Annotated in this window: 18 protein-coding genes; 10 read left to right on the plus strand and 8 right to left on the minus strand. The window is 65.7% G+C overall.

Going from position 1 to position 20,666, the window contains the following annotated elements; all coding sequences use genetic code 11:
- Positions 1–486 precede the first annotated feature (486 nt).
- Positions 487–867, plus strand: a complete 381-nt coding sequence (locus C477_RS02370) for a hypothetical protein (protein ID WP_008892829.1) — start codon at positions 487–489, stop codon at positions 865–867.
- Positions 868–1,158: 291 nt separating this feature from the next.
- Here the strand turns inward: C477_RS02370 and C477_RS02375 are convergent, their stop codons facing one another.
- A complete protein-coding gene (locus tag C477_RS02375) occupies positions 1,159–2,850 on the minus strand; it encodes an aldehyde ferredoxin oxidoreductase family protein (protein ID WP_008892830.1) in 1,692 nt (563 codons plus the stop codon).
- A gap of 248 nt (positions 2,851–3,098) precedes the next feature.
- Here C477_RS02375 and C477_RS02380 point away from each other — a divergent pair, with 248 nt between their 5' ends.
- Positions 3,099–3,668: a DUF2391 family protein gene (locus C477_RS02380; RefSeq protein ID WP_008892831.1), complete on the plus strand. Its 570-nt coding sequence runs from the start codon at positions 3,099–3,101 to the stop codon at positions 3,666–3,668.
- Between the two features lie 15 nt (positions 3,669–3,683).
- On the opposite strand, the gene C477_RS02385 is transcribed toward C477_RS02380, so the two are convergent.
- Positions 3,684–3,953, minus strand: a complete 270-nt coding sequence (locus C477_RS02385) for a hypothetical protein (protein WP_008892832.1) — start codon at positions 3,951–3,953, stop codon at positions 3,684–3,686.
- A 289-nt stretch (positions 3,954–4,242) separates the two neighbouring features.
- Here C477_RS02385 and C477_RS02390 point away from each other — a divergent pair, with 289 nt between their 5' ends.
- The 3 genes from C477_RS02390 to C477_RS02400 all read left to right on the plus strand — a co-directional run bounded on the left by C477_RS02390 (position 4,243) and on the right by C477_RS02400 (position 7,298).
- Entirely contained in the window at positions 4,243–5,814 is a 1,572-nt protein-coding gene (locus tag C477_RS02390) for a sensor histidine kinase (protein WP_008892833.1), read from the plus strand.
- Positions 5,815–6,126: 312 nt separating this feature from the next.
- The gene (locus tag C477_RS02395) at positions 6,127–6,699 is read left to right on the plus strand and encodes a magnesium transporter (protein ID WP_049914178.1); all 573 of its coding nucleotides are present in this window, start codon (positions 6,127–6,129) and stop codon (positions 6,697–6,699) included.
- Positions 6,696–7,298, plus strand: a complete 603-nt coding sequence (locus C477_RS02400; protein WP_008892835.1) for a magnesium transporter — start codon at positions 6,696–6,698, stop codon at positions 7,296–7,298. Before C477_RS02395 ends, C477_RS02400 begins: the two co-directional genes overlap by 4 nt.
- 31 nt (positions 7,299–7,329) lie before the next feature.
- Here C477_RS02400 and C477_RS02405 read toward each other — a convergent pair whose 3' ends face one another.
- From C477_RS02405 to C477_RS02415, 3 genes are all read right to left on the minus strand, one after another.
- Positions 7,330–9,294: a cation:proton antiporter domain-containing protein gene (locus tag C477_RS02405; RefSeq protein WP_008892836.1), complete on the minus strand. Its 1,965-nt coding sequence runs from the start codon at positions 9,292–9,294 to the stop codon at positions 7,330–7,332.
- A gap of 164 nt (positions 9,295–9,458) precedes the next feature.
- Positions 9,459–11,417: an AMP-dependent synthetase/ligase gene (locus C477_RS02410; protein WP_008892837.1), complete on the minus strand. Its 1,959-nt coding sequence runs from the start codon at positions 11,415–11,417 to the stop codon at positions 9,459–9,461.
- 260 nt (positions 11,418–11,677) lie between these two features.
- Positions 11,678–12,604 (minus strand): MBL fold metallo-hydrolase, encoded by a 927-nt coding sequence (locus tag C477_RS02415; protein WP_008892838.1) that lies wholly within the window; start codon positions 12,602–12,604, stop codon positions 11,678–11,680.
- Positions 12,605–12,803: 199 nt separating this feature from the next.
- On the opposite strand from C477_RS02415, the gene C477_RS02420 reads away from it, so the two are divergent.
- On the plus strand, positions 12,804–14,084 hold the full coding sequence (locus C477_RS02420; protein ID WP_049914156.1) for a sensor histidine kinase: 1,281 nt from the start codon (positions 12,804–12,806) through the stop codon (positions 14,082–14,084).
- Between the two features lie 14 nt (positions 14,085–14,098).
- Here the strand turns inward: C477_RS02420 and C477_RS02425 are convergent, their stop codons facing one another.
- Positions 14,099–15,010 (minus strand): cation diffusion facilitator family transporter, encoded by a 912-nt coding sequence (locus C477_RS02425; protein ID WP_008892840.1) that lies wholly within the window; start codon positions 15,008–15,010, stop codon positions 14,099–14,101.
- Positions 15,011–15,229: 219 nt separating this feature from the next.
- On the opposite strand from C477_RS02425, the gene C477_RS02430 reads away from it, so the two are divergent.
- Positions 15,230–15,643, plus strand: a complete 414-nt coding sequence (locus C477_RS02430) for a fluoride efflux transporter FluC (RefSeq protein ID WP_008892841.1) — start codon at positions 15,230–15,232, stop codon at positions 15,641–15,643.
- Positions 15,640–16,002: a fluoride efflux transporter FluC gene (locus C477_RS02435; protein ID WP_008892842.1), complete on the plus strand. Its 363-nt coding sequence runs from the start codon at positions 15,640–15,642 to the stop codon at positions 16,000–16,002. The genes C477_RS02430 and C477_RS02435 overlap by 4 nt, the downstream gene beginning before the upstream one ends.
- A 49-nt stretch (positions 16,003–16,051) precedes the next feature.
- Here C477_RS02435 and C477_RS02440 read toward each other — a convergent pair whose 3' ends face one another.
- Positions 16,052–17,161, minus strand: coding sequence for an SDR family oxidoreductase (locus C477_RS02440; protein ID WP_008892843.1), 1,110 nt, complete (start codon positions 17,159–17,161; stop codon positions 16,052–16,054).
- 378 nt (positions 17,162–17,539) lie between these two features.
- On the opposite strand from C477_RS02440, the gene C477_RS23950 reads away from it, so the two are divergent.
- Positions 17,540–17,680, plus strand: coding sequence for a hypothetical protein (locus C477_RS23950; RefSeq protein ID WP_008892844.1), 141 nt, complete (start codon positions 17,540–17,542; stop codon positions 17,678–17,680).
- A gap of 13 nt (positions 17,681–17,693) precedes the next feature.
- Here C477_RS23950 and C477_RS02445 read toward each other — a convergent pair whose 3' ends face one another.
- The gene (locus tag C477_RS02445) at positions 17,694–18,902 is read right to left on the minus strand and encodes a potassium channel family protein (protein WP_008892845.1); all 1,209 of its coding nucleotides are present in this window, start codon (positions 18,900–18,902) and stop codon (positions 17,694–17,696) included.
- Between the two features lie 141 nt (positions 18,903–19,043).
- Here C477_RS02445 and serS point away from each other — a divergent pair, with 141 nt between their 5' ends.
- Positions 19,044–20,423, plus strand: coding sequence for a serine--tRNA ligase (serS, locus tag C477_RS02450; RefSeq protein WP_008892846.1), 1,380 nt, complete (start codon positions 19,044–19,046; stop codon positions 20,421–20,423).
- Positions 20,424–20,666: the final 243 nt, after the last annotated feature.

Below are 20,666 nucleotides of genomic sequence, written 5' to 3' on the forward strand. Positions count from 1 at the left end.
CTTTGCGGACGGACAAACCGACAAGTAGCGAGAGCAATCCAGTGCCGTGGCGCGCGCTGACGGTGCGCCTGAGTAGAGCGAGGTGCGAGCTATGCGAGCACCTCGGAAAGTGAACGGCGAACGAAGTGAGCCGTGAGCACTGCGAAGGCGTGCCGGTGACTGCGTGCGAGGTCTTCGCGAGTTGTACGAGCGAATGGCTTGGAAGACGCGGAGCGTCTTTCAATGGATGAGTGAGCGACCAATGGGAGCGAGCGAATCGGCTGGGGAGAACGTGGCGATCCCCGTTGCCACGGTAGCAGAGAGACTACCTCTTCGTCACCACTCGGAACGCTCGCGGTCGAACAGATAGCACTGCCAGCGCGCTCGAGTCCGCGCCATCAGAGCGATGGTTGTCACGAACGACCGACGCCTCGAACGCCGAAGAGAAATGGCTCGCACCCGCCATACGACCGGGTATTTAGATAGCTCGAGTCCGAGGAGGCTAGTATGAGCGCGCCCTTGCTGGCAATCATCGTGGGGATCCCTCTCGCCTGGCACCTCGGGCTCACCGCCGTCGCCTACTACGACGCGGGACGGGTCGGCCTCGAGCCGCCGACAAAGTGGGCGGCGATCACGTTCTGCATCCCGCTCTTTGGCTTCTTCATCTACCTCTTCGAGCGCAGCGAGCTCTCCTACGAGCCGGACGACGACCCCTACCGCGGGAACAACTTCAACATCCACCCCTCGCGGGCCGACGACGCGCCCTTGCCCTCCCGCGGGGACGATCGACTATCGGTCGACGAGGACGATTGGGACGAGACCGGCGGCGAGGACCCGCCTCGAGACCGAGCGGAGCGAGGGGACGGCGATCCGCGCGACGGCCGGTAGCGGGTCACCGCCCTCGAGCAGTTACAATAGCGGGACAGGTACAGACGAACAGTCATCTCGTCGCGGTCGAAGGAATGACCGTCCCGCGGATACCCTCGATTGCCTCTCTCTGTTCGTGTCCGCGGGATCCGCCTCCCTCTGTGCCGTTTTGCGTCGTGAGGCTGCACTCGCTCGAGCGATCGCGCTCGAGACGAAGACGCAGCCGCTGACAGCAACGCGGTCGCGAAACAGCCGACTTCGAACAGAAAACGACGAATCGTAATAGTCGCCGTCGCGGAGCCCGCTAGTCCCTCAGTCGTCGGCCGGCGCCGCGTCGAAGTCGGCGTCCTCGAAGCGCTCGGCGGGGACTGTCCCGTCGGCCTCCCAGCCGCGTTCGTCGTAGTACTCCTCGAGGCCGTCCTCGAAGTCCGGAATCTCGTAGGGGAGGGTATCGTCGCTCCGGTCGAAGCCGCGCTGGTTGTTGAAGTGGCGCTCGAGGGAGACGACGGTGCCGCCGAGTGCCAGCAGGTCCTCGTAGTCGGCGTCCAAGAGGATCTCGAAGCGCTCCTCGGTGACGAAATCCCGCGAGAACTTACAGAGGACGGCGCTGTCCTTGACGGCGTTGATGTTCTCGAGTTCGATGACCTTCGGCGGCTTCCCCTCCAGACCCGACTTGTCGAAGGCATCGTCGGCGTCGACCAGCGGGTACTCGTAGGGGTAGAACTCGGCGTACATGTGGTCGGCGCCGCGGTTGGAGGTGGCGAAGGACAGCCCCTGGCCGTTCAGGGTGCGGCCGTCGTGGGCGGGAAACTCCATTCCCTTGACGGTCCAGTTCTCGACGCCGAGGTCCTCGTGGAAGCGGTCGATCCCCTCCGCGAGCCGGTCGCCGACACCCTCGCGGTAGGCGATCTGTTCGACGAGGTCGTGGATGAGATCGACGTTGCCGAACTCGTCTTCGCTCGCGAGGTAGGCCGCGACGGCGTCGCCGGCCGAGATCGCGTCGAGCCCGAGCTCGTCGCAGAGCTGGTTCGACTTCATCACGTCGACGATGTCGTCGACGCCGGAGTTGGGGCCGAACGCCATCAGGGTCTCGAACTCAGGGCCCTCGGTCTCGACACCGGATTCCTCGTCTCTGGTCGGCAGTTTGCAGGCGAACGCGCAGGCCGAACAGGTTCCCTTCTTGTACTTCTTCTCGGCGACGCGGTCGCCGTTGACGCCGTCGATCCCCTCGAAAGAGAGCTCCGAGAAGTAGTAGCTGGGCAGCGCCTCGACCATGTTGGCGTACTCCGTGACGGAGGTCGTCCCCGACTCCTTCATCGGGTGGTCGGCCTGGGCGGCCTCGCCGTGGATCTCCATCTGGGCGGCCGGAATCTCGACCTCGTGAGTCGAGTCGCCGTCGAAGGTGATCGCCTTCACGTTCTTCGACCCCAGAACAGCGCCCAGTCCGCCGCGGCCGAAGGCGCGCTCCTCCGAAGTCATCATCGAGGCGAAACGGACCTCGTTCTCGCCCGCGGGACCGACGACGACCGTGTGCTCGGAGTCGAGGCCGTGTTCGTCCGCGATGTACTCGCAGGTCTCGGGGACCGTCGCCTGCTCGAGGTCCGGTACGTCCTCGAACTCGACGCCCTCGTCGGTGACGTGGACGATAACGAGGTCGTCGCTCGCGCCGGTGACCTCGACGGCGCTGTAGCCCGTTCCGGTGAAGTTCCGCGAGAGGAAGCCGCCGGCGTTCGAGGAGAGCAGGCCGTCGGTTAGCGGCGAGACGCCCGTCGCCGACATCCGGCCCGTGAAGCTCATCGTCGAGTGCTGGAGCGGGCCGGTCGCGAAGAACACGCGGTTGTCGGCCCCCAGCGGGTCGACGTCGAACGGGATTCGATCGTGGGCGAGTTTCGTTCCGAGCGCGCGACCGCCCAAGAACGACTCGAGGAGGTCGTCGATCGCCTCGGTCCGCATCGTCCGCTCCCCGACGTCGATCGTACACAGCGGTCCCTGGACGTGTCTCATGTGAGTGGAATTACCTTCCGCGGGTGCAAAATGGTATCGGTTCCTGTTACAACCGCACATGGATAGTGTATATATCGGGGACAGAAACCGATACGCGACGGCTGGCCGATCCCGATCTGAGCGGCCTCGAGCAGTCGTGGTTCCCGGGGCGCGTACCGTTCGTGCCGTTCCCGCCGTTCCCTCCCGAGGGACGGTGCCGAAAGGACGCGTGCGACGTGCTTTAGCCTCGGTAGTGTGAGAAACCGCATATGGCAGCATCGGAGGGTCAACCGGACGACCCGACGTTAGACGATCTGTACGAACAACTTGAGGCCTTAGAGGAGACGGTCGACACGGCCGACGAGCGGACGGAAGTACGCCGGACGCGACGGCTCGTCCGCCGCCTCTCGCACAACGCCGTGGTCGGGAAGGTGATCACGCAGTTCACCCGCAAGGACAAGGCCGAGGCGTTCGTCGGCAGCGTCGTCATCGGCATGCCGATGCTCGTCGAGGACGGCGTCTTCGAGATCGGTCGGTTCCTCGCGGCTCATCCGGCCGCGTTCCTCGCGAACCTCGCGATGGCGGTCGGCCTGGTCGTCGGCATCCTCTACGTGGCCGACTTCCGGGCGGTCCAGATCCACAACCCCTACTTCGGCGTCGTCCCGCGGCGGCCGGTCTGGGTCTGCGGGATCGCCTTCGCCACCGCGGCCGCCCTGATGACGCTGTGGGGACGGATCACGTGGGACGAACCGTGGGTGAACCTCTGTCAGGTGTCGGTCGTCTTCACCGCGATGGCGCTCGGGGGCTCGCTGGGCGACATCCTACCCGGCGAGTCGTAAGCGACGCGGACCGTTTTAGTCCGATCGAAGCAGTTTCGGCTCGTCCTCCGGCAGGTGCAGCTCGTCGTCGAGGACGATCTCGAGGCGGTCGTCCTCGAGCAGGCGATCGATCTGGTCGTGGGTGAACCGGCCGTCGCAATCCGGCCCGACGAAGGTGACGAACCGGTCGGTGTATTCGACGACGGTCGCCAGCGAGTCGCCGGTGCGGTAGTAGTAGTGGACGGTCGTCCCGGGATGGAGGGCGGTAGCGGTCGTCCGAAACGACGACCGGCGAGGATCGATCATGCGGGCAGCCACTCGAGCGACCAAATAAAGCGGCGGGGCGAACGAGTGCAGCCATTATCAGTAGCGACTAGCAACATCTCGTTATGTAGGTCTGGCACGAAACGCGCGTTCAATACAGGATGCAATTATCGACGGAGCAGTCGGTCTCTCTGATTCCCGTCAAAAACATGCTACTGAATACAATGTATGCAGCACGACGGCTTCGTTTGTTTCACGCCGAAACCGGTGAACCATCCTCTCAATAGATCTTGCGTAATGCCCATGCCTCTCAAAGCACTGAGTGCATCTAATGACGGATCCGGAGACGCCGAGTGAACCCCCCGATCACAGTTCTCCAGAAGAGGTCTTGGAGCGCGTAACCGATGCTGTCTTCGCGCTTGACGAAGACTGGCGGTTCACGTATTGTAACGACCAAGCTGAAACCCTGTTCCAGCGAGACCAAGCAGATCTCCGTGAGGAAGTGATCTGGAAGGAGTTTCCCACGTTGACCGACTCGCTGTTCCAGTGGGAGCACGAACGTGCGATGGAGACCCAAGAAGCCGTCACATTCGAGACGCACCAACCGCCACAGGACGGTTGGTTTGAAATCCATGTCTATCCCTCTGAAACCGGACTTTCGGTGTACGTCCGTGACATCACTGACCCGGATGACCGTCAGCAAGAAATCGAGAAACGGGAGCAAGCGCTCCGACGTGCCAATGAAGTAATGGCGGCCACAGACCAGCCGTTCTCCCAGCAGATAGATTCCCTCCTCGAAGTAGTCCGGACGACGGTCGGAACCAAGTTTGCGACGCTCTCCCGTGTCAACGAAGATGCCGGTGAATACATCTTCGAACACGTGGTCGCGCCGGAAGGTGTGGACCTCGAACCGGGTGACACGACGCCGCTGGAGACCCTGCCCAACTGCTCGCGCGTCGTCGAGACTGCGGAGACGCTCGTCCTACAGGACGTAAAGTCCGAGGCACCGGAACTGGTCGATCCCGAGTGGGGTATCGCCTGTTATCTCGGGACCCCGGTCATCGTCCATGGAGAAGTGTACGGGACGTTCTGCTTCTACGGGATGGAGGCGCGGATCGAGGCGTTCTCCGATTGGGAAGTCTCGTTCATCGGTCTGCTCAGCAACTGGGTGAGCAATGAACTCGAGCACAAGGTGTATAAGCAGGAACTCGAGGAGTCCAATGAACGCTTGGAGCAGTTCGCCTACGCCGCCTCGCATGACCTCCAAGAGCCCCTGCGGATGGTGACGAGTTACCTCCAGTTGCTGGAGTCGCGGTATACCGACGATCTCGACGAGGACGGCCGGGAGTTCATCGAGTTTGCGGTCGATGGTGCCGACCGGATGCGCGACATGATCGATGGACTACTCGAGTATTCGCGGGTCGAAACGCGTGGGGACCCCTTAGAGCCGGTCGAGTTGGACACCGTTCTCGAAAACGTTCACAAGGACCTCCAGTTGAAGATCGAGGAGGCGGACGCGGAGATCGTCACGGAGACACTTCCTCGCGTCAAAGGCGACGCCGACCAACTCCGGGAAGTGTTCCAAAACCTGCTCGGCAACGCCATCGAGTACAGTGGCGACGGGCCACCACGAGTGCACGTCTCAGCCGAGCAAGCGGGTGACGAGTGGACGATCTCGGTTCGCGATGAGGGTGTCGGTATCGATCCCGCGGACGCCGACCGTGTCTTCAAGCTGTTCCAGAGCCTCCACACGCAAGAGGAAGGCGCGGGGACGGGAATTGGGCTGGCACTGTGTGAGCGCATCATCGAGCGCCACGGCGGCGACATCTGGGTCGAGTCCGACCCTCGCGATGGAACAACGTTTGCTTTTACGCTGCCGGTAGCAGACGAGTCTGATAACTGAGCGCACTGTACTGAGTGAGTACCACTTCCAAATCAAGCCGGATCTCGTGTTACATTCGCGCTGTGTATTCAGCACGACCGCCGGCATATGTCATCTCCTGAGGGTTTCGACAGAGCCAACGCAAAGTATCGACGCCTGTCATAGCACGCTGGCGAGAGATATGACAACTGAAACGTACCTGTTAACACTCACCGACGCGACACCGCTCTGTCTCTCGAATCATCCGCGATCCGATGGCAACCCGCGAACGGGACGAGGCGCGACCATCGGAGAGACCAACGCTTAATGCAGCGGCCACAGACCTTCAGACAGATGCTGGGCCAGGACTCGGCCATCGACGTCTACAGGCAGGCGCTACCGGTTATCCTCGTCAGCCTCGTCGCGGGACTGTTCTCCGGCACGCTGCTGGGTACCGAGGCCATGCGCGAGGGAATCGAGAGCGTCCCCGGGATCCTGCTGTTGCTGCCGGCCTTCCTCGCGACGCGGGGCGGCGTCTACGGCTCGCTCGGCGCGCGCCTCTCGAGCGGTCTCCATCAGGGGCTGATCGATCCCCACTTCGAGTGGAACGATCGCCTGCGAAACGCCATCGTCGCCTCCTTCCTGAACGGGATGATCGTCTCCGTGTTCATCGCGGTGTTGAGCTGGGGCGTGTCGCTCGTGCTGAGTCGGGAGGCGAACCTCCTCGAGTTGCTCATCGTCCTGATCGTCGCCGCCCTGCTCTCCGCGTTCGCGATGCTTGGGGTGTTGCTGACGGTGATCTTCAAGGGGTACCGCCGCGGCCTCGATCCGGACAACGTCATCGGTCCGGTCGTGACGACCGTCGGCGACGTCTTCGGCGTCGTCTTCCTGTTGATCGGGATCTCAGTCGCGGGGGTGGTGCTGTGAGCGCCGGCGGCGACGGGGGTCGCCGCGACGAGTCGGCGGAGGAAATCTCCGAGGAGTGGACCGTCAGCGGGATCGTCTCGACGCTCGTCCCGTTGTTGCTCGCACTGTCGATCCTCCAGATGGTCTCGGGGACGGTCCTCGAGTCGTTCGAGGAGCAGTTGCTAGCGTACCCGTCGTTGCTCGTCCTCGTGCCGGTGATGATCGGCACGGCGGGTAACCTGGGATCGATCATGTGCGCGCGGCTGTCGACCCAGCTCCACCTCGGGACGCTCGAGTTCTCGCCGACCAACACCGACATCCGCGCCAACGTCGGGGCGGTGATCGGGCTGGCGGCGACCGTCTTCGTCCTCTTGGGATTTGCCGCGTGGGGGATCGGACGAGTGCTCGGCGGGAGCCTCGGGCTGGGAACGTTGCTGGTGATCACGATCGTCAGCGGGATGCTGCTGGCGATCTGGGTCGTCCTCGTCAGTACGGTTTCGGTTTACCTGTCCTATCGACTCGGCTACGACCCCGACGACACGACGATCCCCGTGGTCACGAACGTCTGTGACATCACCGGCGTGTTGATACTCTTCGGCGTGGTCACGGTCGTGCTGTGACTGCGATACGGATCAGCGTACACCCGGTGGCCTACACGGGCGTTCCGCACTGTTCGATCGCCTCGCGGACCCCTTCGCTCCGACCGATGAGCGTAATGTGATCGCCCCGCTGCAGTTCGACGTCGGACGTCGGCACCTCGTCGGTTCCGTTCCGGCTCACCAGCGCGATGAGGACGCCGTTCGGTAACTCGCTGCCGATATCGGCGATCCGCTTGCCCACCAGATCATCGCGAGTCACCTCGATTTCCTGTACGTCGCCGGACCGGCCGAGTTCGGACATCCAGTTCGAGAGCGCCGGCCGTTCGATCTGGTTGTCGATCGCCCACGCGGTCGACTCGGCCGCCGAGATGGTCTCGACGCCGAGATCCTCGAACGCCGTCGCGTTCGAGGGTTCGTTCGCCCGGGCGATGACCTTCTGTACGTCGAAACTCGACTTCGCGAGCTGGGCCACGAGGAGGTTCGCGTCGTCGTCGCCGGTCGCCGCGACGACGGTCTTGGCGTTCTCCGCGCCCGACTCGCGTAACACGTCGACGTTGGTTCCGTCGCCCTTCCGAGCGGTGAACCCGTCGTTACGGAGCTGCTTGAGGACCGTCTGATCGTCCTCGATGATGACTACGTTTTCGCCGCGCGCTTCCAGTCGTTCTGCCAGCGAGCGACCAACGCGGCCGCCGCCGACGATGAGTACACGCATTGGTATCACGTCCAGTTTTTCCGCGATCTGTCTGGCGAACCCTCCCTCGAGGACGACCGTCACGAAGATGACGAGAAAGACCGTCCCGACGAGTAGATCCGCGCCGGCCGCGTTCGTCGGTGCGTTCCCGGCTCCACCCTCCTGCAGCCGAATCGCGAACAGCGTCGCGACCGAGGCGGGGATGATCCCGCGCGGGCCGACGAAGCTCATGAACAGTCGCTCCCGGAACGTGAAGCGATCGCCGCGAGTCGAGAGGAGAACGAGCGCCGGCCGCAGGACGAACATGACGGACGCGACGACGGCGACACCGCCGAGTCCGAGCGCGAACAGCTGGTCGAACTCGAGTAAGGCCGCGAGGGTGATAAAGACGAAGGAGAGCACGAGGAGCGTGATATCGCCCTTGAACGCCTCGATCTCCTCCTCGTAGGGGAGATCAGCGTTCCCGAGGATGAGTCCGGCAGTCGCCGCGGCCGCGACGCCGGCCTCGGAGAAAACGAAATCGGCCGTCCCGAAGGCGACGATTGCGCCGGCTAGCGTGAGCAGCCGCGCGTTTCGCGGCGCATTGTCCGGCGAAATGTCGACGTACTGCAATATAGACCAGACGACCGCCGCGACGACGACGCCGACGAGCAGCCCCGTCCCGAGCCGCTCGGCGAACAGTTGGAGGTAGACGTCGGCGTGGATTTCCTGGATGGTCATCGCCTTGAACAGCACGATCGCGAGGATCGCCGCCGTCACGTCGTTGACGATCCCCTCGGTCTCGAGGGTCGCCGCGACCCGATCGCGGACGGGGACGACCGTCAGTATCGGCGTGACGACCGTCGGCCCGGTCGCGACCAGCAGGGCGCCGATCAGCAGGCTAATATCCCAGTTTGCGCCGACGAAGAATCGGACTGCGGCGGCGGTCCCGACGAACGCGATCGCCGCGCCGATCGTCGTCAACCGCAGGACGGCCCGCGGCGCCTCCCTGATCTTGTCTGCTTTGAGGTGAAACGCCCCTTCGAAGACGATGATCGCGACCGAGAGCCCCACGATTGTCGAGAGCGCCGGGCCGAACGTCTCTCGAGTCACGAACGGCTCCATCGTCGCGATCGACGGGGGGACGTTGCCGGGGCCGACGATCGCCTCCGTGGCGATCGGGAGCCATTTGCCGATCCCCGACGGTCCCAGGAGGACGCCCGCCGTAAGCAGGAAGATGATACTCGGTACCCGAAACCGCGCCGAAAGCAGTTGCGAGATGACGCCGAGTCCGACGATCGTGGCGACCAGTAAGAGGAGCTCGCCGCCGCCTCCTGCGGCCGTCATAGTCGCGACTGGCGGTCCGCGGACGGTCGACACGGTGACGCTGCGATTGCGACCATTCGTATCGACAGAATCAGTCCAGCCTGTTAACTCCTGTGAGGGCGGTCTCACTCCCCGAATGTGGTGAGATACCACCGAACGATGTGAGCACGTCCGTCCGGTAGCGGTCAGCTCTCGGCGTAGATCCGCTCGACGCGGTCCTCGAACCGGTCGAGGATGACCCGGCGCTTTTTCTTCATCGTCGGGGTCAGCATCTCGTTCTCCTCGGTGAACTCCTGTGGAACGAGTTCGAACCGCTTGATCGTCTCGTGTTTCTCGAACTGCTGGTTGACGCGGTTGACCTCTTCCCGAACGTGCTCGCGGACGCGCTCGTCGTCGCACATCGCCTCGAGGTCGTCGGACAGGTCGATCCCCTCCTCGTCGGCCCACTCGCGGATGTGGGTCGTGTTGGGGACCAGCAGCGCGCCGATGAACTTCTCGCCGTCGCCGACGACCATCGCCTGCTCGACGATCTCGCTGGCCGCGAAGGCGTCCTCGATCGGCCCGGGAGCAACGTTCTTCCCCGTGGAGAGGACGATGATCTGCTTGAGCCGGTCCCGGAACTCGAGGTAGCCGTCGGGCCGGCGGTGGACGATGTCGCCGGTACGGAACCACTGGGTGCCGTCGTCGCCTTCCGTGAACGCGCCCTGGGTCGCGCCGGGCCTGTTCCAGTAGCCCTCGGTGACGCTCGGCCCCGCGACGAGGAGTTCGCCGACCTTGCCGGGATCGTCGTCGAACGCCTCCTGATCGGCGACGGTTTCGTCGATCCTTAGGTCGACGTTGGACACCGCCGGTCCGATGGTGCCGATCTTCGCGGCGTCCGGCGGGTTCGTCGCGACGACCGGCGAGGTCTCGGTCAGCCCGTACCCCTCGAAGATGGGGAGTCCCATGGCGTGGTAGAGCCGACAGAGCTCCGGCGAGAGGCTGCCGCCGCCGCTGATCAGCAGGTCGATGTTCCCCCCCAGCGCCTCGCGAACCGTCGAGAAGACGAGTTTGTCGGCGATGGCTTGCTTGGCCCGGAGGAGCGGCCCGGGCGAGTCGGCCTGCTGGTACGCGACGCCGACGTCTGTCGCCCACTCGAAGATCGTCTGTTTCGCGCCGGACTCGCTGGCCTGCTCGCGGATGCCGTCGTAGATCTTCTCGTAGACCCGGGGGACGCTCGTGGCCGTCGTCGGCCCGACGATGCTGAAGTCTTCCTGGAGCGTGTCCGGGTTCTCCGCGTAGGCGATACAGGAGCCGCTGGCGAACAGCACGAAGTGGCCCGCCGTCCGCTCGAAGACGTGGGCCAGCGGCAGGTACGACATCGCCAGGGACTCCTCGTCTAACGTCGGCACGTCGTCGTCCCGGTCCGGCCTGCGGGCGAACCGCTTGCGGATCGCGTTGACGTTCGACCGAAAGTTCCAGTGGGTGAGCCGGACGCCCTTGGGCTGGCCCGTGGTCCCGCTGGTGTAGATTAGGCTCGCCAGATCGTCCAGTTCGACCGCGTCGAGGCGCTCCTCGTAGGCCTCGAGGTCGAACGTCTCTGTGCCGCGGTCGTAGACCTCGTCCAGGGTGTAGACGTCGTCGCGGTCGTCGTAGCCGTCGAGCTCGTCGATCGAGACGACGAACTCGAGGTCGAGTTCGTCCTCGACTTCGAGGACCCGCTCGAGGAGCGCCTCGTTCTCGACGACGACGGCGTCGGCGTCGGGATCGCCGAGCAGGTACTCGACCTGTTTCGGCGAGGAACTCGTGTAGACGGTCGTGACGGCGGCGCCCGCGCTGAGGAGGGCGAAGTCACACTGAGCCCACTCCATCCGGGTGTTCGAGAACAGGCCCACGCGGTCACCGGCGTCGATACCGAGGTCGTGAAAGCCCGCCGAGAGCTTGCGCACGATATCGCGCATCTCCGCGTAGGAGAGCGGACGGAACTCGCCGGGAGTTGTGGGCCGAATCACCGAATCGGTTAGCGATCGATCGTAGACGCCGCCCTTGTACCGCTGGGCCGGCCGGTTCGCGTTTCGCTCGGCCGAGCGTTCGAACATCCGTCCGAGCGTCGTCTCCCGGATCGTCTCGTCCTCGTACTCTCGTTCCGCGTCCCGCCAGTCCATATGCGTGTGACAGTACCTCCCGAGCGATAAAACGTGCTAAAACTGCGATCAGTTACCTCGAAGCACAGTTCGGTTCCCGAATCGCTCCGAGAGCGGCTGTACGTGCCGATCGACCGCCCGCGACGAAAACTCGCGACGGGTTGGTCGCTCCTCGATCGCCGACGGACTCGAGTCCGTTTATACGGTCTGCCGTAAGTCATTTCCGGCGCAACCGCAACCCGTCCTGCGGTTGCACCGGTAAATCGTTACAGCAGACCGTATCAGTCGCGCTCGTCGAGGTAGCCGAGGACGCCGCGCGCGTTCATCGCGGCCTCGGCGCCGGCCTTGCGCTCCCCCCAGACGTCGGCCATCTCCTCGGAGTCGGCGAAGTAGTCGATCACGGCCGCGTCGTCCTCGAGTTCCGCGCGCTTCGCCGCGACGGTCGCGACCCACTCCTCGAGGACGGTCGCGTACGCGTCGAGCGCGTCTGCGACGTCGTCGCCGACCTCGCGGGGGCCGAAGTGCGTGTAGCAGAGGACGTCCGGGTCGATCGATTTCAGGGTCTCGACGTCCTCGAGACACTGCTCTAAGTGGAAGTCCGACGGCGGCGAGGTCTCCCGAATCTCCTCGATCTCGGGAACCCAGATACCGGCGGCGTCGCCCGTGAAGACGGCGTCGTTCGCGGGGTCCTCGAAGACGACCTGGTGGAAAGCGTGGCCCGGCGCCTCGTGGACCCGCAGTTCGTGGGTCCCGAGGTCGACGGCGTCGCCGTCCTCGATCTCGACGATCCGGTCCTCGTCGATCGGCTTCGGTTCGACGTAGAACTCCCACTGGTCGCCGACGGCGGCTTTCGTCCCCTCGACCAGCCGCGTCGGATCGACGAGTAGCCCCGCGCCCGGCGACGGGGCGTAGACGTCCGCGTTCGGACACGCCTCGGCGAGGAAGCCCGCGCCGCCGGCGTGGTCGAGGTGGATGTGCGTGACCGCGATGGTCGCGACCTCCTCGCGGTCGATGCCGAGCTCCTCGAGGGCTTCGAGAATCAGCTCGTGGTTGGTTCCGAGTCCGGTCTCGACGACGGCGGGCCGGTCGTCGTCGACGATATAGACGGCTCCGTACTCCGGGGTATCGTACATTCCCGTGTCGATGTAGTAACAGTCCGTACAGTCGCCGGCCGTCACTTCGCGTACCGCACCGATCTCCGTGGCCATACTGGTATCCCGTCAGCGCCGGAAATAAAGGCTGGCCCCGGCCCGCGGCCGACGCCGATCGGCCGCGTACGGTATCTGAGGGTCGCCGTCGCCGCGAGACGGGCCGGACTAATCAAAGTCGTTACAGACTTTACACCGGCCTGCGTTGGCTATCGCAGATGCCGTTACGGTCCGCGGGTGGTTCGTCGGAGGGGGGAACATGAGCGGCGCGGCGAGGCGCCGACGGGTGGAGGGGGCGGCGCGGGTGCTCCCCCGGGCGGTCAGCGGGCTCGGGCTCCTGTCCGCCGGCGGTTTCGTCGCGTGGTGCCTCTGGTTCCGTTCGCTTCTGTCCCCGACGGCCGTCGTCGTCGGGTTCGCCACCGTTTTCCTCCCCGCGCTCGCGCTCGTCTGGGCCGGGTTCCAACTCGCCCGGGGCGGTATCAGCCGCGACCGGTACGGACGAGTCGTTCGGTGGTCTTTCGGCGGCGCGATCGTCTTTTTGGCGGTCAACGGCTTCGTCATGGCGTTGTTCCCCTGGAACGGCCTCGCCGGTAACCTCGCCTGGGCGCAGTTCTCGCTGAACGCGGGGGGCGGGGCCGGCTTTCTCGTCGGCTACGTCGAAGCGCGAGCGATCCAGCGGGAGGTCGAGGCGACGGCCGCGGTCGCCCGCGCCGCACAACTCGAGGAGGACCGCGAACTGCTCACGTATCTCAGCGACCTCCTGCGCCACGAGGTGTTGAACAGCACCCAGATCATCGGCGGCCACGCGACGTTGCTCCTCGAGGAGGCCGACGACTCGACGCGAGAGTCGCTCGAGGCGATCGACCGCGAAAGCGAGAAATTGACCGACGTGATCGACGATATTCGCGCGATGCTGAACGCGACGCAGCCGTCGGCGGGCCGCGCCGTCGTCGCGCTCGACGACGTCCTGTCCGACGAGATAGCGGACGTAGAGCGGCGGTTCGACGACGTCGGGGTCGAGGCGTCGGTTCCGGACGGCGTGCGCGTCGAGGGGAACGAGGGGATCGGGTGGATCTTCGCGAACCTCCTCGAGAACGCCGTCGAACACAACGACGGCGAGTCGCCCCGCGTCGAGGTGACGGTCGCGACGACGGACGAAACCGTTACCGTGCGGATCGCGGACGACGGGCCCGGCATTCCGACGCCCGTCCGAGAGACGCTGTTCGACCGACGGACCGACAATCACGGGCTGGGGCTGTACCTCGTCCGGATTCTGGCGACGCGGTACGGCGGGCGCGTCGATCTCGCGGAGACCGGACCCGACGGGAGCGTCTTCGCCGTGACGCTATCGCGGGCCGGCGACGGGCGAACCGCTGAGGCCTCGGATCGTCACCGAAACGGCTTTCGTCGCCGGCGGGAGCCGAGAACGGGAGTCGACGACGGAGACGATCTCCGCCGATCGGGAACCGACCGAGACGAAACCGAACGAACGAGACGGGATCGACCGGGCGCGATCGACTCCGCCGCGGGACGGTCCTGAAATATCGTCGCCGATCACCGCTCGTCGAGTCGCTCCTTCCACTCGCCGATCCCCGACGGGTCGAGGTGGACGTGGGCGTCCCCGACGTCCTCGAGGTCGCGCACCCGGTCGACCAGCTCCGACTCGACGTCGTGGGCCTTCCGGAAGGGCATGTCGCCGTCGACCTCGACGTGGACCTCGACCTCGAGGACGGTGCCGTCGTAGAAGACGGTCAGGTCGTGGACGCCCTGAACGTCGGGGTGGCTGCGGAGGGTCTCGATGATCTCCGCCCGTTTCTCGGGGCTCGCCGCGGCGCCGATGAGGTAGTCGACGTTCTCGCGGCCGATCTCGACGCCCTGATAGACGACCAGCAGGCTGACGAAGCCGCCGGCGATCGGATCGAGCAGCGGCTGGCCCAGCAGGACGCCGACGACGCCGACGACCGCGGCGAAGGAGGTGTAGATGTCGTTGAGGCAGTCGACCGCCAGGGCCTTGAGCGCGGTCGAGTTCAGCGCCTCGTTGATCACCGTCGTGTAGCGGTAGACGAGGTACATATCGACGATCGAGAACGCGAGCGCCCCGAGCAGGAGCGGGCTGAACTCGACCTCGACGCCGTGGAGGATGCCCTGTGCGGACTCGTAGAGCAGGTTCAGTCCGAGGAGGGCGATAACGGCCCCGACGAACAGCGCCGTCAGCGGTTCGATCCGGTCGTGGCCGTGCGGGTGGGTGTCGTCGGGCTCGTCGTAGGAGCTGCGACCCCAGACGAGCACGACGAGGCTCGCGATCAGATCGGCGATCGAGTGGGCCGCGTCGGCCAGCAGGGCGACGCTGCCGAAGAGCAGCCCCGCGGCTCCCTCGACGACGATCTTCACCGCGTTCCCGAGAACGTTGACTACCGCCGCGCGCGTAAAGCCCCGCTGCCCGCTCCCGGCGCCGTCGGTGGCCATGGCACGGTCTAGAGCCAGTCTAACCTTGGCTCTTTTCCTTCCGTCGGCGGCGGGAGCGACGCGCCGCCGGGCCGAGCGCTCGAGGCGTCGTTTCGCAATCCTGATACCGATCGTGTGAGAACTCCCACCGTCTTCGATTCGACGGTCGGACCGTTCGCGATCGGCTGATCGCCTCGCCGACGGGCCGCATTCAGAACCGCCCCTTCCCACCGCCCACTCATGACCGCCGACACTCCGCTCGTTCGCCTCGAGACGCTCGCGTTGGTCGCCGTCGGCGCGTTCGCCGGGGCGAACCTCCGCTTTTTCGCGATGGGGTTGGGATCCGACGTTCGGGCGGTGCTTGCGGTCAACGCCCTCGGAAGCACCGCGCTCGGCTTCATCGTCTACGAAGCCGAGTACGCGGGCCTCCTGGGCCGGCGGTCGCGGCTCTGCCTCTCGACCGGCTTACTCTCGTCGCTGACGACCTACAGCACGTTCGCGCTCCAGACCGCGCTGGCGACCGATCCCGTCGTCCTCGTCGCTATCGTCGCCGGCAACTACGGGTTCGGCTTCGCGGGCGTCCTCGCGGGGCGAGCCGTCGCGCGTCGACTCGGTTCGGTCCTCGAGCCCGAAACGGGCGGTGAGACGGCGTGAGCCTCGAGCCGGCGCTGGTCGTTGGAATCGGCGGGGCGATCGGCGCCGTGCTCCGCCACTTGGTCTCGCTCCGGTTGGCCAGCGAGCGGTTCCCGTGGCCCACGCTGGCCGTGAACGTCCTCGGGAGTTTCGGCTTCGCGCTCGCCCTCTTCGCGGGCGCCGGCGAGTCGACGCTCCGACTGGTCGGGACCGGAATCTGCGGCGCGTTCACTACTTTCTCGTCGTTTTCCGTCGAGACCGTCGGGTTGTACGAGCGCGGCGACCGGCGCCTGGCCGTCGCTAACGCGGCCGGCAACCTCGCGCTCTCGCTGTCGGCGATCGGACTCGCGTGGGCGATCGTCGACGTCGGGCCGCTGTGATCGACTCGAGCGATCCGAGACACGTCCGCAGAACGGACCCACGAACCGATCAGAGACGCGGCCTCTCGAGGCGACGCTCCTCCGCGTCTGCTTTCGCTTTTGATTCCGTCGCCGCGGCGTCGCCGCTCGAGTCACCGCCGTTGCGCAGCAGTCTGTACCCCGCGTAGACGGCCCCCGCGACGAGTCCGGCTCCGAGCGCGCTCGCGCCGGGGAGTTCCCGCCGCTGGCGGAGGCTCGTGTAGAGGCTCGTCTCGGCGACGTGGCCCTCGTAGCCGCCGCGTTGCTCGAGGCTGCCGGTCGGCTCCTCGAGGCCGTCCGGGGCGTCGGGACGCGGCGGATCGCCGGTGCGCTGCTGCCGGTAGAAAACGGTCTCCATGATCGTGTCCATCAGGCGCGCGGCGTGCTGTCCGAGGACGGTCGTCCCCTTGCCGCCGGCGCCGACGGTCACCTCGTGCTGGGGGTTCTCGGCGGCGTGGAGGATGGCCCGGGCGACCGTCTCCGGCGCGTAGACCGGCGCCGGCAGCGTCGCTTCCTCGTCCATGTGATTCTTCGCGTGGTCGGGGAACGGCGTGTCGATCGCGCTCGGCTTGATCAGCGTCACCGAGACCGGCGCGTCCTCGCGCTCGAGTTCCATCCGTAGCGTCTCGGTAAAGCCCTTGACGGCGTGTTTGGAGGCCGAGTAGCTCCCCTGCAGGAGGACGGCGCGCTCGGAGACGATGCTGCCGACGTTGACGATCGCACCCTCCCGACCGCTGGATTTGAAGTGATCGGCGGCCTCGAGCGAGCCGTAGAGCAGCCCCCAGACGTTGACGTCGAACTGGTCGCGCATCTCCTCGATCGGAACGTCCTCGAGCTCGCCGTAGATGGAGACGGCCGCGCCATTGACCCAGGTGTCGAAGCCGCCGTACGTGTCCTCGGCGACTCGCCGGATCTCGCGGACGTCGTCGCGGTCGCTGACGTCGGCGACGACGGACGTCGCCTCGCCGCCGTCGGCCTGGATCTCCGCGGTCAACTGCCGGAGGGCGTCCTCGCTTCGGGCGGCGACGACGACGCTGGCACCCTGATCGGCGGCCATCCGCGCGGTCGTCAGTCCGATCCCCGAGGACGCGCCGGTGATCACGATCACCTGCTCGTCGAGCGGCTTCAGCTCTGGGTTCATGGTTCGTCCCCGTACTACGGGCTCGATCGGCCTTGCACTCGGCCCCTGTATGGGCATGGCCGCGGCCGCCGGGGTCGTTCCGGCGGACTCGAGCGGAGACGTCGGCCTCGGTCGACATCGAGCGGCGAGTCGGTCGGCCTCGATCGGCGGACTATCGGACGCGTCGCGTGTCCGACGTCGGGCCCGCGTCAGCTACGCGTCAGACCGTCAGTCGAACGTCTGACTGAATTTCAAGTGTCCGACCGTGGGCTCGGTCTGTATGGACCCTGCCCCACGACCCCCTCGAGATACCCGACGCCGAACGGACCGAGACACCCGGTTCCCACCACACCGAGACGCTCACGCGCGAAGCGAACGCCGCAAACGGAGGCCGGGTCGATGATCAGCTTCCTCAGGACGATGCCGATTCGAAAAAGGAGCGAGACGCTCGTCCCGTTCGCGCTGGCCGCGGTGATCGCCATCCTCGGGGCCCTCGTCTACCTCGAGCTCGTGACCGTACTGCTCGAGTACGCTGACTGAGCCGACGAACCGATCAGGCCCGTGCGAGGTCCTCGAACGCCGCCGCGGACGTCCGCGTCCCCTTCGAGATGAGGACGTCCCCGCCCTGTAGTTCGGCGTCGGCGTCGGTGACCAGTAGCCAGCCCTCGCCGGGCCGCCGAATCGCGATCACCGACATGGTCGACTCGACGTCCGGAACGCCGCCGGTCACGGCGATGCCGTCGAGGTCGCTGCCGGGCTCGACCTCGACGCGCGTGATGATCTCGTCGCTCTCCTGGACCGCCAGCTGAACGACCGGATGGACGTCGATATCCCGGAGCACGCCCTCGCTGATGTCGATCGCCGCGTCGCTGATGGCCTCCGTGCTGGTTCCCAGTCGGATCAGGCCGCGCAACACGACGGGGTCGTCCGCGTCCGCGGCCGCCCGGAGCGTCCAGGCCTCGAACCGCGACTGCATGGCGTCGACCTCGACCTCGAGGTTGCGCACCTCCTCGGCGAGTTCGGCGCTGTCGAACAGCACGCTGCTGTAAGCCAGGTCGACCGCCAGCTCCGAGAGGTTCTTCATGTGGATGATGGTGTCCACCGCCCGCTCTAAGTCGGGAATGCCGGGATCGTCGACCGACGGCGACTCGTAGACGTCGCCGGTCAACTCCTCGCAGACGTCGCCGATCGACGGATCCGGGCCGCGCAGCAGCGCGACGTCATCGCTCTCGACGGTCGTGTTGGGGCCGGGGTTGAGCAGCCACTCGTCTCCGCGGCGCAGGGCGATGACGCGGACGCCCGTCTCGGACTCGAGGTCGATGTCCTGGAGGGTTCGATCCGCGTAGACGGAGTCGGGATCGACGACGCCCCGGACCAGCGTCTCCGCCGCTTCGGGCAACGCCGCGCGCATGGCCTCGGGCAGCCCCATCTCCTCCAAGACGATCTTAGCGATGTCGCCGGCCGCGTCGCTGATCTCGTCCGCGGCGGCGACGATCCCGAGGACGGGGGCTAGCTCCTCCGCATCGGCCGGCTTGCGGACGGCCATCATGAGGCTCATCCGCGCCCGGAGCTTGAGCACGTCCATCCGCTCTTCCAAGCGGAGCACTTCCCGCGCGAGGTCGGCGTTGCGGTGGAGGACCGCCGAGTACGAGAGGTCGATGAGCAGCTCCGCCGTGTCCTTCATCTCGACGAGCACGTCCTTGACGCTGACCGGCTCGTACTCGATCGATACCGACGACGTTTCCCCCTCGAGCGGGTCCATAGCACGAACTCGGTTACGCGGCGAAAAAAGCGTTTCCCGCATCGATCGTCAGGGACGCCGGGCGGACGCGACCGCGACTCGACGAATCGGCCGGAGACAGGTCCGACACGGTTTTGGCGGGGCACAGAGAACCCACGGGCAATGATCGATCGGACCTACCTGCGCGAGAACCCCGAGGAGGTACGCGAGGCCCTCGACGACCGCGGCGCCGACGTCGACCTCGACGAGATCCTCGAGATCGACGAGCGCTGGCGCGAGCTGAAGGCCCGCGGCGACGAACTCCGCCACGAGCGCAACCAGATCACCCAGCAGATCGGGGAGCTGGTCGCCGAAGGCAAAGACGAGGAACGCGAGGAAGCGATCGAGCAGTCGAAAGAGCTCAAATCGGAGATCGAAGACGTCGAGACCGAAGCCGACGAGCTCAAGGACAAACTCGACGAGCGGCTGCTCGAGGTTCCCCAGATTCCCCACGAGAGCGTCCCGAAAGGGGTCGACGAGCGCCACAACGTCGAGGACCGGCGCTGGGGCTTCGACGACCTGCGCGACGTCCCCGACGACATCGTCCCCCACTACGATCTCGGCGAGGAGATGGACATCATCGACGAACAACGCGGCGCGAAGACGACCGGCGGCGGCTTTTACTTCCTCAAGGGCGACGGTGCCCGCCTTGAGCACGCGCTGATCCAGTTTATGCTCGACGTCCACCGCGAGCAGGACTACGTCGATATTTTCCCGCCGGTGCCGATCAACAGCGAGTCGATGCAGGGGACCGGGCAGTTGCCGAAGTTCGCCGACGACGCCTACCGGCTGGGGGGTAGCAACGAGGAGGACTACGAGGACGACGATCTCTGGCTCTGTCCCACCGCGGAGGTGCCGGTCACCAACATGTACGCCGACGAGATCCTCCTGCAGGACGACCTTCCGCTCAAACACCAGGCCTACACGCCGAACTTCCGTCGCGAGGCCGGCGAGCACGGAACCGAGACTCGCGGCATCGTCCGCGTCCATCAGTTCAACAAGGTCGAACTCGTCAACTTCGTCGAACCCGAGGAGAGCTACGACCGCCTCGAGGAACTGCTCGGCGAGGCGGAGGAAGTCCTCCAGCGACTCGGCCTTCCCTACCGCGTGCTCGAGCTCTGTACCGGCGATCTCGGGTTCAAGGCCGCCAAACAGATCGACCTCGAGGTCTGGGCCCCCGCCGACGACATGGACGACGGCCCCGAGGAGGGCGGCCGCTGGCTCGAGGTTTCGACGGCCTCGAACTTCGAGGACTTCCAGGCTCGACGGGCCGGCCTCCGATATCGCCCCGAGCGCCACGAGTCGGCGGAGTACCTCCACACCCTGAACGCCTCGGGCGTCGCGATTCCGCGCGTGATGGTGGCCATCCTCGAGTACTACCAGAACGAGGACGGCACCGTGACGGTCCCCGAACCCCTGCGGCCGTACATGGGCGGTCAGGAGGTCATCGAGGGCCACGAGAAGGTCGGCGAGAGCGCGCTCGGTGCGGGCGAGCGGGAGTAAGCGCATCTCGGCGCTGGTGGTAGCTCACTTCTCGAACGCTTCTCGAGTCCGTTTCACTCGTTCATCGCCGCGAGCGTCGAGCCGGTCAACTGCGAGTCGTTCGTTCTCCGAGCGAGCAAAAAATAGTCCCTCGAGCGGCGGTGAACTGAGCGGATCAGTCGCAGCCGCTTTGAGGTTCGAAATCGTCGAGAGGCAGAGATAGCACTCGAGGCGAAAAATAACGGAAGAAATCGCGGTTGCGAG

It is taken from the genome of Haloterrigena salina JCM 13891, assembly GCF_000337495.1.
Lineage (GTDB): Archaea > Halobacteriota > Halobacteria > Halobacteriales > Natrialbaceae > Haloterrigena > Haloterrigena salina.

Bases quoted from the DNA above. Each gene is read 5' to 3' on its own strand.
- C477_RS02425 (WP_008892840.1), bottom strand. From the start codon at position 15,010: ATGGCCACCGACGGCGCCGGGAGCGGGCAGCGGGGCTTTACGCGCGCG.
- C477_RS02375 (WP_008892830.1), bottom strand. From the start codon at position 2,850: ATGAGACACGTCCAGGGACCGCTGTGTACGATCGACGTCGGGGAGCGG.
- C477_RS02430 (WP_008892841.1), top strand. From the start codon at position 15,230: ATGACCGCCGACACTCCGCTCGTTCGCCTCGAGACGCTCGCGTTGGTC.
- C477_RS02420 (WP_049914156.1), top strand. From the start codon at position 12,804: ATGAGCGGCGCGGCGAGGCGCCGACGGGTGGAGGGGGCGGCGCGGGTG.
- C477_RS02385 (WP_008892832.1), bottom strand. From the start codon at position 3,953: ATGATCGATCCTCGCCGGTCGTCGTTTCGGACGACCGCTACCGCCCTC.
- C477_RS02440 (WP_008892843.1), bottom strand. From the start codon at position 17,161: ATGAACCCAGAGCTGAAGCCGCTCGACGAGCAGGTGATCGTGATCACC.
- C477_RS02380 (WP_008892831.1), top strand. From the start codon at position 3,099: ATGGCAGCATCGGAGGGTCAACCGGACGACCCGACGTTAGACGATCTG.
- C477_RS02415 (WP_008892838.1), bottom strand. From the start codon at position 12,604: ATGGCCACGGAGATCGGTGCGGTACGCGAAGTGACGGCCGGCGACTGT.
- C477_RS02395 (WP_049914178.1), top strand. From the start codon at position 6,127: ATGCTGGGCCAGGACTCGGCCATCGACGTCTACAGGCAGGCGCTACCG.
- C477_RS23950 (WP_008892844.1), top strand. From the start codon at position 17,540: ATGATCAGCTTCCTCAGGACGATGCCGATTCGAAAAAGGAGCGAGACG.
- serS (WP_008892846.1), top strand. From the start codon at position 19,044: ATGATCGATCGGACCTACCTGCGCGAGAACCCCGAGGAGGTACGCGAG.
- C477_RS02410 (WP_008892837.1), bottom strand. From the start codon at position 11,417: ATGGACTGGCGGGACGCGGAACGAGAGTACGAGGACGAGACGATCCGG.
- C477_RS02370 (WP_008892829.1), top strand. From the start codon at position 487: ATGAGCGCGCCCTTGCTGGCAATCATCGTGGGGATCCCTCTCGCCTGG.
- C477_RS02445 (WP_008892845.1), bottom strand. From the start codon at position 18,902: ATGGACCCGCTCGAGGGGGAAACGTCGTCGGTATCGATCGAGTACGAG.
- C477_RS02405 (WP_008892836.1), bottom strand. From the start codon at position 9,294: ATGACGGCCGCAGGAGGCGGCGGCGAGCTCCTCTTACTGGTCGCCACG.
- C477_RS02390 (WP_008892833.1), top strand. From the start codon at position 4,243: ATGACGGATCCGGAGACGCCGAGTGAACCCCCCGATCACAGTTCTCCA.